This is a genomic window from Oceanobacter mangrovi, assembly GCF_019740315.1.
Classification (GTDB): Bacteria; Pseudomonadota; Gammaproteobacteria; order Pseudomonadales; family Oceanobacteraceae; genus Oceanobacter; species Oceanobacter mangrovi.
On the sequence record NZ_JAHXZR010000002.1, the window covers coordinates 640053 to 655094 of the forward strand.

Below are 15042 nucleotides of genomic sequence, written 5' to 3' on the forward strand. Positions count from 1 at the left end.
TGACGGAAAAAATAATACAGGTAATATGCGCACCAGTTCGGAGGGATGGCTGAGTGGTTGAAAGCACCGGTCTTGAAAACCGGCGTAGGTTAATAGCCTACCTAGGGTTCAAATCCCTATCCCTCCGCCACTATTCAAAAACCCTGATTCAGCAATGAGTCAGGGTTTTTTCGTTTCAAGCCTTTCGTTTTCAATCTTTTCGACCACATTCTTCGCAATGCAGTCAAAGACAGCCCAGTTGCAACACGGTGTTCGACAAACACAGCTCGACCGCATCGACAAATTAGTCGATAAAGTCATCCACTTTTATCACGCTCTGTTTTGTTGATTTCTTCTGATGCCAATTGAACGCCGCACGCTGACTTCTCTGTTGATCGCCGGGACCCTGTTCATGGAAATCCTGGACGCCAACGTCATTACCACTGCGCTGCCAGCGATCGCGGCTGATTTTCATGTTCCGCCAGCCTGGCTGTCGGTTGGAGTGTCGGCGTATCTGATTGCGCTGACGGTGTTTATTCCGATTAGCGGCTGGGCGGCAGACCGGTTTGGTAATCGGCGGGTGTTCTGTTCGGCAATTGGTGTATTTCTGGCGGCTTCACTGCTGTGTGCCGCGTCAACCAGCCTGATGGAGTTCACGCTGGCGCGTATTCTCCAGGGAATCGGGGGTTCATTGATGGTACCTGTTGGTCGCTTGGTGGTGCTTCGCAACACGCCAAAGGATCAATTGGTCAGGACTATGGCAATTCTTACTTGGCCAGCTCTGGTCGCGCCATTGATTGGACCGGTTCTTGGTGGTTGGATTGCAACGCATTGGAGCTGGCACTGGATTTTTCTGTTGAATATTCCACTGGGGCTACTGGCATTTGCAGCAGCCTGGCGTTTGATTCCAATCAAAGGGGAGCCAGTACAGAGCTTCGATTACAAGGGGTTTTTACTGGTTGGTTCAGGCATCGGCTTGTTGATGGCAGGGGTTGAACTGTGCAGTCGGGAAGATTTGTCACTATGGTATGCGGCCACGCTGATCCTCGCCGGATTGGCGGTGCTATGGCTGACCAGTCGTTATCTGCAGCAAGCCGCCAAACCCTTGTTTCGTCTTGATCCTCTGTCTGTTGGTACCTTTCGAGCCACGACAATTGGCGGTTCGATGTTTCGAATCTGCATTGCGACCGCGCCGTTTTTGCTGCCGCTGATGTTTCAGATTGGTTTTGGCTACAGTCCGGTTCAGGCCGGCTCGCTGCTGTTGTGGTTGTTTGCAGGCAACCTGGCGATCAAGCCAGCAACCACCTGGATAATGAACCGATTTGGATTTCGGGCTATTTTGCTTGGCAATGGCTTGATGCTCGCGACAGGTTTTCTGACAATCGCGCAATTTACTGCCGAGACGCCATTGTGGCTGGTTGGGTTGGTGTTGTTTATCAGCGGCGCCAACCGCTCAATGCAATTCACAACCCTGGGGGCGCTGAGCTACGCCGATGTGCCGCAAAGACAAATGCGCGATGCCAATACGCTGCAGGCGATTGTTGTGCAAATGAATATGGGAGCCGGGATTGCCTTTGCAGCCTTGATGCTGAGTATCGCCTGCCTGCTGGATGGACGCTCAGCGGCTGCACCACTAGCGGAAGATTTTCAGCATGCCTTTTATCTGATTGCAGTCATGTTGGTACCGGCGCTGTGGTACAGCGCCCGGCTGCCGTCAGACATTGGCTCTGCCGTACTGAAGCATCGCCCTGCCTAGTTGGTTGTTTCTGATTGCTGGGTCGGCTCTTGTGCCAGCATGCCAGCGATAAACAGCGTAGCGGAAGTACCAAATGCCTTGAGATTATAGCCGCCTTCCAGTACTGCCAACCAGGGAATGCGGCGCTTCAAGCAGTAGTCGTTAATCCATTCACTGATCCAGAGGAAATCCCGATCTTCGAAATTGAGTTCTGCCATCGGATCGCAACGATGAGCATCAAAGCCTGCCGAGACGATAATCACTTCAGGAGCGAATCTGCGTAGCGCAGGCTCCCACTGTTCAATCACACCCTTGCGGAAAATCTCACCATCAGCACCTTGAGGCAGATGTACATTAATCAGGTTGGTGTACTTGTTCTGTTCGTAGTGGGTATAAGGGTAGAAGGGGTGCTGAAACGCGGAAAGCAGCAGGAAGCGCTGATCATTTTGCAGAATATCAATAGTGCCATTGCCCTGATGGGCGTCGAAATCGAGAATCGCGATGCGCTGCATGTGATGCACATCAGCTGCCCGCAGAGCGGCAATAGCGCTGTTGTTAAAGAAACAGAACCCCATCGACTTTTTGCGTTCAGCGTGATGACCTGGCGGCCGGATCGCGGCAAAAGCATTGCGATGAACACCATTCAGCACATCATCAAGGGCCTGTGTCGTGGTGCCAACAGAGTGGAGTGCTGCTTCCAGTGTGCCGGATGACATGGGTGTATCGTCATCCACCAGAATCGTGCCATGCTCTGGCTGAATCAGATGCAACTGATCGACGTAGGCCTTGCTGTGGGCGCGCAGAATATCGGGCAGGTGAGCACTCTTGCCTTCGTGAATAATCAGCTTGTCCCACACGCCGGTGGCCTTGAGAACTTCCTCTAGCGCCGTGATGCGACTGGCCTGTTCCGGATGATCTTCACCGGTGTCATGACCGAAGTGTTGATGGAAGGCGTAATATCCAGTGCTCATATCGTCGTATTTATACTCTTTTTTTTCAGTGTACCCAGCCGTTACACTCAGGCCAACTCAACTAAAGGATCAGTCTGCATGGGTACACGTTCCCTGGAGTTGTTCTTTCGACCCAAGGTCATCGCTGTGATTGGTGCTTCCGAGCGCCCGGGCAGTGTTGGCGGCGCGGTCGTGCGCAACCTGCTGAATAGCGACTTCCCCGGCACCATCATCCCGATTAACACGCGCGGATACGATCAGGTGTACGGCATTCCTGCGATCAGTCGTATCAGTCAGGTCGAACAGGTGCCAGACCTTGCTGTTATTTGTACTCCAGCTGAGACGGTTCCGAAAGTCCTCAAGCAGCTACATGCCAAAGGAGTGGGGGCGGCCTTGCTGCTGACTGGCGGCATAGCCCGTACCCGCTCATGGCAGTATCGGCCGGCATCTGACCGGCTGGACCAGGTGATCCAGCAAACTAATATTCGTATTCTCGGGCCAGATTGCCTGGGTCTGGTCGTGCCCTGGCGCAAGCTCAATGCATCTTTGCTGCACGTGCCGGTGCGGCCGGGCAATATCGCCTACATTGGCCAGTCAGGCACGCTGGCGTCCGGTGTGCTGGATTGGGCTTTCAGTCGCAACGTCGGTTTTTCACATGTACTGACACTGGGGCGCAACAATGATGTCTCACTGTCTGACTTGATCGACTTTATCGTGCAGGAGCCGCACGTTAAAAACATTTTGGTGCAGCTGGATGAACTGGGCTCTGGCAAGCATCTGGTGCGTTCGCTGCGGGCAGCTTCGCGTCACAAGCTGGTACTGGCGGTAAAGAGCAATCGCTCGCCGGACAATCCGTTAAACAGGGTCAGTGCTCCGAAAGGGCTGATGTCGCGCGATTTGCTGATCGACGAAATGCTGGCTCGTGCCGGCGTGTTGCGAGTGCAGGATACCGACGAAATGTTCCATTGCGTCGACACCCTGCGTCGCCAGCGTGAAAGTTTTGGCCCGCGCCTGGCGGTCGTTGCCAATGGTCGTGGGCCGGCGATCCTGGCGCTGGATTCGCTATTGGAAAGTGGCGGCACGCTGGCGCAGCTGTCGGATGAAACCCGCACCCATCTGCGCGGTTTGCTGCCGGAATACGTCAAAACAGACAACCCCTTGCTGTTGAATCCGGAGTTACAGCCCCATCAGTTGGCGGCTGTAACCCATACCGTACTGGCCGACAAGCAGGTTGATGCCTTGCTGGTTATTTTTATTCCCGGTATCGGTTCAGACCCACTTGCCAATGCCCAGGCACTGGTCAAGGTGGCGAAGAAGTACAACAAAAGCGTGCTGACCTGCTGGCTGGGTGAGTATTCGGTCGAAAGCGCCCGCGATTATTTTGGCGAAAACAGCGTGCCAACGTTCGACACGCCGGACAACGCCATCAATTCCTATATGTACATGGTGCGCCATCAGCTAACCCAGGAGCTGCTGCGAGAAACGCCAGAATCACTCGAAATTCCGATTTCATCCGGCTACATGGATGTCGACAAGGAAATTCTGGAAGTCCATCGTCCCGGCGACTACCTGTTGCCGAACTACGCCTGGAAGCTATTGAAGTCCTACGGCTTTGCCTTTGCCGAAAACCGTTATCGCACCAACCTGGCTGATTTGCTGGAAGCTGCATCAGACATTCCCGACCCCTGGGTGCTGCGGGTTCACCACCGCGATTACCTGTATCCGTTTGCATATGGCAAGAATCCGCGCGAGCGGATGCGCAGCGTGGTACGCAATATCACGTCAGAAGAAGGTCTGATCGAAGGGGCTGAGCAGCTGGAGCGTGAAATTGCCGAGCGCTTTCCGAAAAGCCCGGTGCTGGGATACACAGTGCAGACCATGCACCGTGCGTTAGATAACCTGCAGTTTTCCTTTGGTATTGGCCGCGATCCGGAAATTGGCCCTTTCCTGTTTTTTGGCGGCGGCGGCACCACGGCTGACACTCTGGTCGATCGTCAGGTTGCCTTACCGCCACTGAACGCCAACCTGGCTGAAAAACTGATCAAGCGCAGCCACTTCTATGAGGTGTTACAGGAGCGCTCTGAAAATATCGAACGGGAGTTAGTAACCCTGGAGCGCTGGCTGGTTGCGATTTCTCACATTGCCCTGAATCACCCATGGCTGGCAGCACTGGAAGTTAACGCCATTCGCCAGAAAGTTGGTCATTACATCGCCATCGGTATCGCTGGTGAAGTTGGCCATCCGGTTAAAAGCGCCATTTTGCCGTATCCCAAGGAGTTGGAAGCCAGCTTTACTGGGCGCAGCGGCACCAGTTATCTGATTCGACCCATTCGCGGGGAAGATGAACCTTTACTGGAACAATTTTATCGCACGCTCAGTGCGGAATCGCTGCGACTGCGCTTTTTTGGGGCGCGTCGCCAGTTTGATCACGGCGAACTGGCACGCCTGACTCAGATCGATTATGACCGCGAGATGGCATTTGTCGCCCAAAAAGGCGACACCTTGCATGGCGTTGTGCGGGTGTTCATCGATGCCGATGATGTTGCCGCCGAATATTCGGTGATTATCGACGATAGTCTGCGTGGCGAAGGATTGGGTAAGCACCTAATGGAAGTTATGATAGATTACCTTACGAATCGTGGGGTTTTGCAGATTTTTGGCACAGTCTTGCCGCATAACAAGCCAATGCTGACGCTCAATCGCAAGCTGGGGTTCGCTCTTCATCACGATCACGAAGAGGGAGTGGTTGAAGTAACCCGCAATCTCAACCCATTGAAATACGCCTGGCAGCGAAAACGTATGTATCCGATGTAATCAAATTGGTATTATTGGTGCATATGCTAACTGTCTGACCACTCCGGTGGTTGCCTAATAAATTAGAAGAGTGGGGTTTCCTTTGATTTCTGTGTTAGTTGTGGATGACCACGAGCTGGTTCGCTCGGGTATCTCGGCATTATTGGCTGACGCAAATGGAATTGAAGTGGTTGGACAGGCAGAAAGCGGTGAAGCCGCCATTCTGTTCGTCAAGGAACACGAGCCAGATGTAGTGCTGATGGACGTTCAGATGCCCGGAATTGGCGGGCTGGAAGCGACCCGAAAAATTACCCGTACTCACCCGGACACCCGGGTGATTGCTGTTACTGCCTGCGATGACAACCCGTTCGCCCAGCGCCTGATGCAGGCAGGGGCATCTGGCTATATCACCAAAGGGGCGGATTCGGATGAGATGAAAACTGCGATTCTGAAAGTGAATCGCGGCCAGAAATACATCAGTAGTGAAATCGCCCAGCGTATGGCTCTGAAGCCATATCAGGAAAACAATCACAATCCGTTTGATGCCTTGTCAGAACGGGAAATGCAGATTGCCCTGATGATTGTAAACTGTCAGAAGGCCGCAGAAATTGGCGATGCGCTATTCCTGAGCCCCAAAACAGTTAACAGCTACCGCTATCGGATTTTTGAAAAGCTGGGCATCGACGGCGATGTTGAGCTGACTCGCCTGGCCATTCGACACGGAATCATCGACGCCAACAGCTTCTCCTAATGCCCGAATTTGATATCAAAGCCTTCCTCGGGACGCTGAGTCAGCGCCCTGGGGTGTATCGCATGTACTCGGCCAACAACGAACTGCTGTACGTTGGCAAAGCCAAAAACTTGCGCAATCGGGTTTCCAGCTACTTCCGCTCACGCGGCCTCAACACCAAGACAGTGGCCCTGGTCAGTAATATCGACCATATCGAAGTCACTATCACCGCCAGCGAAGCAGAAGCCCTGCTGCTTGAACAAACCCTGATCAAACAGCATCGCCCGCCGTACAATATTCTGCTGAAAGACGACAAGTCCTACCCTTACATCCACCTGTCTGAGCATGAATTTCCGCTACTGGCTTATCGCCGCGGCAAGCACAAAAGCCTGGGCGGCCAGTATTTCGGGCCTTTCCCTAACTCGGGCGCCGTACGCGAAACTCTCAACCAGTTGCAGCGGTTGTTTTTGATCCGTTCCTGCGAAGACAGTTATTTCAGCCACCGCTCAAGGCCCTGCCTGCAATACGAAATCAAGCGCTGTACCGCACCTTGCGTTGGTGCTGTCAGTCAGCAGCAGTACGCCGCTGACATCCAGCGCGCAATCCTGTTTCTGGAAGGCAAAAACCAGCAGTTATTGGCCGACATGCAACAGCAAATGCTGCGAGCATCAGAACAGCTGGAGTTTGAACAGGCCGCAGACATTCGCGACCGCATCGAAATGCTGCGCCGCGTGCAGGAGCGTCAGCGTGTAGAAGGCGGAGAGAAAGACGCCGACGTCTGGGGCGTGGTGGAGTTCGAAGGCGTCATCTGCATTCATCGCCTGGCGTTCCGCAAGGGCCGGCTGATCAGTTCCAAAAACCATTATCCGGCAAACCCGGCGGGTGAATCCCTCGACGATCTGCTGGAAGCCTTTATCGGCCAGTTTTACCTGGCAGAGCTGAGTGCTGAAGGGCTGCCGCAAGAATTGGTGGTGAATTTGCCATCCGAAGACATAGCCACCATTCAGGAAGCTATCCGCCTGCAGGCAGGTCGCTCGATCAAACATGCCCTGGGTGCACGCGGTGACTTGCGCCAATGGCGCAGCATGGCAGAGGAAAACGCCCGCGCCGGGGCGCAAACCCGAATCTCCGGCCATCAGCAATCATTACGCAAGCTGGAGGCCGTCAGTCAGCTGTTGAATCTGACGACCGCTCCGCGCCGAATAGAATGTTTCGACATCAGCCATTCCAAAGGCGAAGCGACTTATGCATCCTGCGTGGTTTATGACGCAGAAGGACTGGCGAAAAAGCGCTATCGTCGCTTTGGCATCAAGGGTGTCGCCGCTGGCGATGACTACGCCGCGCTGGAACAAGCCGTTCGGCGCCACTTTATTAACCTGCAAGAGCAAAATGATCTACCCGATCTACTGCTGATCGACGGCGGCAAAGGACAGGTTGGGCGCATCGCGCAGGTACTGGAAGAGCTGGCGATAACCTCGGTTGCCTTATGGGGCATCTCGAAAGGGGAGACCCGCAAATCCGGCTGGGAATTTTTGTGGGAAGCCCGCAACAGCCAACCTATAATGCCCGACGCCCACCATGAGGGATTCCGGCTATTGCAGTTGGTGCGTGATGAATCGCACCGGTTCGCCATTACCGGCCACCGCAAACAGCGGGCAAAATCGCGAGGGAGTTCTCAGGTTGAAGATCTCCCGGGCGTCGGCCCCAAACGTCGCAAGGCTTTGTTGCTACATTTTGGCAGCATGAAAAACATGAAAGGAGCACCGCGCGAGGAATTTTCGCGGGTTCCGGGAATCAGTGAAAAACTCGCCGATCAAATCTATGCCTCGTTACATGGCGAGTAACACTGAACGGTAAACAGGAAGACAAACGTGAGCAGTATTAATATCCCCAATTTACTCACCCTCGGGCGTATCGTCATGATTCCCCTGATGGTCATCAGCTACTACTGGCTGGGATGGGGAGGCAAGACCTGGGCAGCCGGACTGTTCGCACTGGCCGCAGTCACAGACTGGTTTGATGGCTATCTGGCCCGCAAGTGGAATCAGACAACCCCAATGGGGGCATTCCTGGATCCGGTGGCGGACAAACTGATTGTCGCAGCCGCCTTGATGGTGCTGGTAGAAGATTACGCCACGACCTGGATGACAATCCCGGCGATGGTCATCGTTGGTCGCGAGATTGTCATTTCAGCCCTGCGTGAATGGATGGCCGAACTCGGCAAGCGTGCCAATGTTGCGGTTTCCTACCTCGGCAAAATCAAGACCGCCGCCCAGATGGTTTCGATTATTTTACTGCTGGCAGCACAGGAACACCCAATCCTTAACTGGGCTGGTGTGATCACCCTGTACGTCGCAGCCGTACTGACTTTATGGTCAATGATTGTTTACCTGCGCGCGGCCTGGCCGGCGCTGAGATCATAAAGTTTTTGGGTTTTGCAGCTAAGTACATAAAAAGTAAGAAAAAAGTGTTGACGTCGCAAAACCCCTCCGTATAATGCGCACCATCTCTTGCGGGAATAGCTCAGTTGGTAGAGCACAACCTTGCCAAGGTTGGGGTCGCGAGTTCGAATCTCGTTTCCCGCTCCAGATTTTCCCATCAGCGGAAATAAAAAAAGGCGCGATAGCAAAGCGGTTATGCACTGGATTGCAAATCCACGTAGCCCGGTTCGACTCCGGGTCGCGCCTCCACTGTTTCTCCCGATACCGTTACAGTGGCACCTATCCAGCCCGGATGGTGGAATCGGTAGACACAGGAGACTTAAAATCTCCCGACCTTACGGTCGTGCCGGTTCAATTCCGGCTCCGGGCACCAGTTAGAATCCTTCCTGTAGTGTTAGCATTCGCTAACAAAACTCCAATTTCAGAATACTTCATAATTCCTTTCAGAATATACAGTAGTTTTACTGTCTGTTTGTTCGTTCTATTTTTACTACTAATCACCAAACCTGGTTACACCCATTGTTCCGCTGATGACTCACTCGTGTGTCGGCACTATGGCAGTCTTACGGTCGTAGGTGGCGATCATTCGGTCTGACTTGTGGCCGCTGAATTGCTTTTTATCTCCATTCCAATCTGAAATGCTTTTGGCTTTGATGTCGTGGAATGTGAAGTCGAGTTTTATTGCCGGATGGTCTTTGATTGCCAACTCCAAGGCTAACGCCCAACGATCCCGGAATGCGCGGTAGCTCATGCGGCTTCCCTGACTGTTTAGGATGACGTGATACGTCCGGTCTCCAAAAACGGTTAAAGCCTGCTCATAAGCCTTTTTCAGTCGTGGCGTCCATTGCTTGATCTGCTTGGCACCAGTTTTCCCTTGCTCAATGAATATCCCTTCAGGCCGAATCTGCTCACGCGTCAGGGTTAATACATCGTCAATCCGGGCAGCACAGCAATAACTGATTTCCATGATGACCTGCAGGTCTGGACTGGCAGCTTTGTATACCGCTTGGTATTCGTCGTCTGTGATGTAGCGATCCCGGCTGGTTTCGGTGAATTTACGAACGCCACGGCAGGGATTACTGTTCACCTTTCCACGCTCATAAGCCCAGGCATACACGCGGGCAAAGAAACTTAATTCCCGATTGGCTGCTACCTTGGCCAGACTGCCGCGTTTATCCAGGTACTGCCTGACATGCTCCGGCTTGACCTTGTCGGCCTTCATCTTCCCAAACACACTGGTTATCAGCTTGGCGTTCTGCTGATATTTCTTTTGGGACGACAGCTTGAGCTGGCGAAAGGCTTCGGAGTTGAAGAACTCACTGATCATCAAGGCAACCGTGTATTCCTGCCGGACATTGGCCGCAACAGCTTCAGCATGGCGGGCAATGACTTCTGCAGCTGTTGCTTTCAATGATGCCAGGCGAATTACTCCGCCGTCTTTAGGGCGGTATTCGTAGGCACTGCGTCCTTTGTAGACCCGCGGAGGGAGCCAGTTAAGCTCGGGATTAATGCGACGTCGGCCCATCAAAAATTCCAAAATCCGGCTCTGATACATCCTGATTGGCAATTGTCCAGGTGGGATGAGTTACGTTGAACCAGGCCACCTTAACCTGACCTTTGGCGTTGATGTAATGGACAATGCCTTGCCGTTGCAACCAGCGACGCTGAGAGTTCTTTTGCACGTAACCCGTCAGCTCTACCAAGTCATTATCATTTAAAAAGCTATTTGCGCTCATGCGGCTGCCTCCTGCTGCTGTGCGATCAGGTAGTCACCCCATTGGGCGGCCATGGCTTCGGCCAGGCCTTGCGGTGTCAGGCTGCGAAGCATCCAGCGTTGCGGACCCGGGCTGAGTTTGTTTTGGCCTGAGTCTGTCTGGTTGCCCCAGCGTGGACGGCCTTCGACGTAACGCGGGGCGATTTCGTCAGTGGCCACCAGGTCGGGCACACCACGTTTCCACAGGCCGGTTTTCTTGCTGGCATCTTCACCGAACATCCAGGGCTGTACATACTGGGGTTTGGGCAGTCTGGTGCGTTTGGTGATGACGCCCACCGGGTTTTCGATTACCAGATTCGGACAGGGGCTGTCCCAGATGGCCTGAACAAAGGCGAGGGCTTGATTGCGGGCTTGTCGTCTGGCTTCGCCGGTGAGGGTTCCGGCTTTGACCTTGTGGGCAACGTCGTCGCGGTAACACCATTCGGCAGCGGTGGTCAGGTAGGTACAGGTCGGATGGGCAATCACCAGATCCCAGCGGTCGTACAGCAGGCCGGAGGCAAGCAGTTCGGCCTTGATATGGCGATTCGGGGTTGGGTTGTAGGTGTCGGCCAGATCACAGGACCAGGCGTCGAACCCTCGAGCCAGAAAGGCATCCCGTACCCGGGCAGATCGTTCGCAGGCAATCAGGACTCGGGGCGACTTCATGCAGCGACCCCCTCTAACCGGTGGTCTCGCATTTTGTCGGTCACGAACTCCAGCAGGGTGTGAACGAGTTCTTCATGATAGCCGTAGGTGAAAATTCCGAAGTAATCGGCCAGGTCGGAGTCCAGGCCGCTGGTGAGCAGTTGATTGACGACGTAATCGGGCTTGAGACCTTTCCTTGCACTCAACTTCATGACGTTGCCGAGCCACATGGCGACATTGCGTCGGCTGGGGCCGTCAGCGCTTTTTTTTTGAGATCGTTTGTAGATCCAGCCGTCGCTGCCATCGAGGAAGGCAAAGCGGACGTCTTCGGCGATCTTCTGCCAGATGGGTGAAGGTAGGTGGCGGAGTGTTGCAACCGGTAGGCGTTAAGACAGTAGTCCCACAGGGCCTGTAAATGCTTGATCAGGTCGGCAGGCTCCCGGATCGACAGCTGTTTGCCACTGCCGTTGACGCTACCGTTTTCAAACTCCCGAATGATGGAATGGTGAATGCGGAATTCTAACCGCTTGACCTGATCGGCTTCGTTGCCGTCGGAGCCGTCGCGGTATTCGGTGGTGAGAACGTCCTCAATGGAGGGCGTCCGCATCCACAGCCCTTCACAGAAAGCGAGCTTGTCTGACTTCAGGGCTTCAAGGGTTTTGTCATACAGACACATTTGGATCGACGTTGGCGACCCAAACATGAAGGTCTCATTCTTGCCGTAGGTAACGGCCATTTCTGAGATGGTGTGGTTGCTGATATCGGCTATGCCGTGAGCTTTGTAGGATCTTCTTGAATGGGTAACTAACTTGCGTTCGAAATCTTCCGGCAGCTCCAGCCCTTTCATATCCACCGCCAGGTGTACGGCCAGTCCATTGGCTTCGATGGTTTCACCAAACAGGTTGGCGATCTCACGAAGCCGCTTGGTCAGGCGTTGTGGTCCCAGGTGGTCGATGATTTGGGGCGTGGCTTCGATTTTGATGTGGGGGCCGCGCTGATCGGCTTCCTTGTACATGGATTTGACCAGCACCACGAACCCCAGCTCTAAATTCTTGAAGATGAATTTATAGCCGGACTTCTTGCCGGAGCTGGTCAGCTTCCATTCATAGCCGCCGATGTCGATCACGTCGCTGTCGCTGGTTTCGTAATGACGGGCAATGGCCGGCAGCAGATCGGCGCGCAGGTTACAGATATACAGCTGGCGGATGCTATCAATACCCGCCCACAGGAACCGCATGCCGGAGAGGTCATATTCAATCCGTTCAGATCTGAATATGTCGGTTCCTGCGTTCAGGTCTTGGATGCGCTCCATGGCTTTGGATTCATATCGTGGCATGAGGTCTCCTTACATTTTGAATGCGTCTTTGACGTCTTCAGCGTCGGGCATAACTTCCGCGTTAGCGGTATCGAACACAGGACCGGTGAAGTCGGTAATCAATTGGCCGTTGATCACACAGGCCCAGTCGTCGAAGTCCCGTTCAAAAAAACAGAAGCGGTACAGGGCAATCCGGCGAGAGCGATCTGCACTGCTGATCAAGGCATAACTGTTAACCCGCCCCCGGATCACACCGGTTAAACGCCAGTCTGGCGACCAGGGCAGGTTGTAGTAGTCGGGCAGGTGGTAACCCGGCACAAGCTTGTCGAGCAGGGTTTGAGACTCAGGACTACTGGGCAGAAAGGCGGGCTGGTTCAGTAATCCGGCTGGTTGACCGGGTGCATTGGACTGGTTAACAAACTGTCCGGATGGCGCCGGATTGTCTGGGCTATCTGCCAGCGGTTCAGTGGTTGCTTCAGCGGGATGTTCAGCACCACCAAATACCCCGGCAAAGGATTGAATGGCCAGCCAGATACAGGCAGGCAATCCAATCAGGGCAATGGCCGCATACATTTTGTATTGACCAACGAAAGTGGCGCGCTTGTCCGGGTTGTCTTCCAGGGCGGTATCTGTGACGGATTTGCTTTGGGTGTAGCTCTGATACAGGCAAGTCACTTCGTCCTTATAGGAGCCAAACTTGCTATCAATCTTCGAGGTGGCAGGCGGACGGGTTGACGCAATACCACCCACATAAATATCGACCCGGAACCGTTTGGACATGCCATGGCGTTCCATCTTGGTGTGAATGTAGGTGGAGGCAATCAGGTCTCTGACCCACTTGGCCAGCTGGTTAACGTCCTGACAGAGCAGGAAGATTTCACAGGAATAGCCGTCAGGGGACACACTGTGGCGGTGCTCTGTGAAGAACTGCAGGACGGAGGTTGGCGCGCTGTTCTGCTTCCAACCACTGGAAAACATCTTCCCGGCTTCGTCGATCACATAGATAGCACCGGCTGGATAGTTGGCCAGGTTAATCCACTTTTCGACACTGTCGCGGTCGGTGGACATGGGGAAGGTGACCAAATTGGCGTCCGGGTATTTCTTATAAAGTTCGTCTTTGCGCAAAACCACATTGGTGACCACGGTGCGGCCTTGTTTCAACGCAGGTTCGATCACATTGGCAACGGAGTTGTAACTCTTGCCTGAGCCGGGCAGTCCTGTGTAGGCGGTAATCGACATGCATCACCCCACGATCGGCAGGCGACGAATGATGAAGCGGATCAACCAGGCACCAAACACCATGGGCAAACCCACATCCATACCGACCAGATACAGCGGATATTCGAGGTAATTGGCGGCGGTTAAAAAATACTGCCGGGCCTGATTCACAAACTCAGGGGCAGGAATGATGGACAACAAGCCTTCAAACAGCGCCACCAGGCCAGCCCAGAATTGATCAATCAGCCATTCAAATCCGTCTTTCAGATCATCAAACATAATCAGGCACTCATTAAGGCTCGCACGGCTACCAACCCCCAGAAGGCGATAAAGAACGTGCGCAAGATGTCTTGCACCGGTTCGATGTATTCGCACAAATCCATGGTGTAGGCGTTGGCTTCACCGGCAAGGGGGACTTCAAAGGAATAAGCCAGGTCACAGCTTTGGGAAACGGGCACTTCCATCTCGCTGAAGCTGCTGAGGGTTTGGTAAATCTCGCTGTTCTGGAGGGCATCATTGATACCGGCCACGGCGGTTTCGGCAGAGTTTTCAGGGGTGTAGTTGTCATCACTGCAATCGTCTCCGGTGCAGTCGCCGGAACTGGTACCGCTGCCTGTGCCGCTACCCGATCCCGTTCCGGTGCCAGTACCCAGTCCTTCAGCAATGGCATTGATGGCGGTGACTAGGTCACTGGATGGCCCAAGGGCATCCTTGATGGCCGTGAGCTTGTCGGTTTGGTCGGCAGAGAGGGTTTCGTTTTGGGCAATCAGGTCGGTGAGCTGATTTTTAATCTCGGGCAAGGCGGTGGTGTCGTCCTTAACCGCTTCCAGCAAGGTGATGATCTGGTCTGAGGCGTCGTCGGTTTCGGTACCGGAGGCTTCGTCGTCATTCCCGGCGCTTTCGTTATCACCGGTGTCACCCGCACCGTCTTCGGTGGTGCTTTCCCCGTCGTTGGTCTCGTCACTGGTGGAATCGTCTTCACTGGTGCCGTCGTCTTCGGTGGAGCCATCCTGTGTTTCGGTGTCGTCGTCGGCATCGTTGATACCATCCAGGCAATCATCTTCGGTCATATCACCGGAGAGCACGGGGGAACTGTTGATCAGATCCTGACAGAAGCAACGCAGCAAGGTACCGGTGCAGGTGTCGTCTGGTTCGTAGTCATCGGGGACACCATCGCAGTTGGTGTCTGTACGACCGACGACAGAGCAAGGTTCAGATTCGGAGTCATCATCCGAACCGTCATCAGAGTCTGATTGACCCTGACTGCCGTCGCTATCGGATTCGGTGCACTGATGGACGGTGCCCATGCCGCTATCGGACGTTAGCCCCGATCCTGTGTTGGCGCAGTAGTCGGAACAGGATTTGGTGGCTTTTAATGTGAAGCTGAAACCGTCGGCGGTTTCGCATTGCTGGAGGGCATCCCCACAATAACCGGCATCATCAGCATCTTCGGGATAACAGCCGTCTTCGCCGCTGTCGTCAC

General features: G+C 54.0%; 13 protein-coding genes, 4 tRNA genes and 1 pseudogene. 9 read left to right on the forward strand and 9 right to left on the reverse strand.

Annotated elements, in window-relative coordinates; all coding sequences use genetic code 11:
* Positions 1-39: 39 nt before the first annotated feature.
* Together K6123_RS06755 and K6123_RS06760 are read left to right on the forward strand one after the other, a co-directional pair.
* Positions 40-130 (forward strand) — tRNA-Ser (locus K6123_RS06755).
* A gap of 207 nt (positions 131-337) precedes the next feature.
* On the forward strand, positions 338-1735 hold the full coding sequence (locus K6123_RS06760; RefSeq protein WP_221795523.1) for an MFS transporter: 1398 nt from the start codon (positions 338-340) through the stop codon (positions 1733-1735).
* Here K6123_RS06760 and K6123_RS06765 read toward each other — a convergent pair.
* Complete coding sequence (locus tag K6123_RS06765) at positions 1732-2685, reverse strand: histone deacetylase family protein (RefSeq protein WP_221795526.1); 954 nt, start codon at positions 2683-2685, stop codon at positions 1732-1734. The genes K6123_RS06760 and K6123_RS06765 overlap by 4 nt on opposite strands.
* Before the next feature lie 78 nt (positions 2686-2763).
* On the opposite strand from K6123_RS06765, the gene K6123_RS06770 reads away from it, so the two are divergent.
* From K6123_RS06770 to K6123_RS06800, 7 genes are all read left to right on the forward strand, one after another.
* The gene (locus K6123_RS06770; RefSeq protein ID WP_221795529.1) at positions 2764-5478 is read left to right on the forward strand and encodes a bifunctional acetate--CoA ligase family protein/GNAT family N-acetyltransferase; all 2715 of its coding nucleotides are present in this window, start codon (positions 2764-2766) and stop codon (positions 5476-5478) included.
* An 82-nt stretch (positions 5479-5560) separates the two neighbouring features.
* Positions 5561-6208: a UvrY/SirA/GacA family response regulator transcription factor gene (gene uvrY / locus K6123_RS06775; RefSeq protein WP_221795532.1), complete on the forward strand. Its 648-nt coding sequence runs from the start codon at positions 5561-5563 to the stop codon at positions 6206-6208.
* Positions 6208-8031 carry an excinuclease ABC subunit UvrC gene (gene uvrC, locus K6123_RS06780; RefSeq protein ID WP_221795535.1) on the forward strand — a complete coding sequence of 608 codons (1824 nt, stop codon included), beginning with the start codon at positions 6208-6210 and terminating at the stop codon, positions 8029-8031. Before uvrY ends, uvrC begins: the two co-directional genes overlap by 1 nt.
* Before the next feature lie 36 nt (positions 8032-8067).
* Positions 8068-8610 carry a CDP-diacylglycerol--glycerol-3-phosphate 3-phosphatidyltransferase gene (gene pgsA, locus K6123_RS06785; protein ID WP_221795627.1) on the forward strand — a complete coding sequence of 181 codons (543 nt, stop codon included), beginning with the start codon at positions 8068-8070 and terminating at the stop codon, positions 8608-8610.
* 89 nt (positions 8611-8699) lie between these two features.
* Positions 8700-8775 (forward strand) — tRNA-Gly (locus K6123_RS06790).
* A 28-nt stretch (positions 8776-8803) separates the two neighbouring features.
* Positions 8804-8877, forward strand: a tRNA-Cys gene (locus K6123_RS06795).
* Positions 8878-8914: 37 nt separating this feature from the next.
* Positions 8915-9001, forward strand: a tRNA-Leu gene (locus K6123_RS06800).
* A gap of 162 nt (positions 9002-9163) precedes the next feature.
* Here K6123_RS06800 and K6123_RS06805 read toward each other — a convergent pair.
* From K6123_RS06805 to K6123_RS06840, 8 genes and pseudogenes are all read right to left on the reverse strand, one after another.
* Positions 9164-10153, reverse strand: a complete 990-nt coding sequence (locus tag K6123_RS06805; RefSeq protein WP_221795538.1) for a tyrosine-type recombinase/integrase — start codon at positions 10151-10153, stop codon at positions 9164-9166.
* A complete protein-coding gene (locus K6123_RS06810) occupies positions 10134-10364 on the reverse strand; it encodes a DUF4224 domain-containing protein (protein ID WP_221795540.1) in 231 nt (76 codons plus the stop codon). Before K6123_RS06810 ends, K6123_RS06805 begins: the two co-directional genes overlap by 20 nt.
* Entirely contained in the window at positions 10361-11047 is a 687-nt protein-coding gene (locus tag K6123_RS06815; RefSeq protein ID WP_221795543.1) for a hypothetical protein, read from the reverse strand. Before K6123_RS06815 ends, K6123_RS06810 begins: the two co-directional genes overlap by 4 nt.
* Positions 11044-11256: a hypothetical protein gene (locus tag K6123_RS06820; protein WP_221795547.1), complete on the reverse strand. Its 213-nt coding sequence runs from the start codon at positions 11254-11256 to the stop codon at positions 11044-11046. The genes K6123_RS06815 and K6123_RS06820 overlap by 4 nt, the downstream gene beginning before the upstream one ends.
* On the reverse strand, positions 11235-12362 hold the full coding sequence (locus K6123_RS06825; protein WP_221795550.1) for a hypothetical protein: 1128 nt from the start codon (positions 12360-12362) through the stop codon (positions 11235-11237). The genes K6123_RS06820 and K6123_RS06825 overlap by 22 nt, the downstream gene beginning before the upstream one ends.
* 9 nt (positions 12363-12371) lie before the next feature.
* Entirely contained in the window at positions 12372-13580 is a 1209-nt protein-coding gene (locus K6123_RS06830; protein WP_221795553.1) for a zonular occludens toxin domain-containing protein, read from the reverse strand.
* Between the two features lie 3 nt (positions 13581-13583).
* On the reverse strand, positions 13584-13838 hold the full coding sequence (locus K6123_RS06835; RefSeq protein WP_221795556.1) for a hypothetical protein: 255 nt from the start codon (positions 13836-13838) through the stop codon (positions 13584-13586).
* A gap of 2 nt (positions 13839-13840) precedes the next feature.
* Positions 13841-15042 (reverse strand): annotated as a pseudogene (locus K6123_RS06840) (hypothetical protein); the annotation flags it as partial.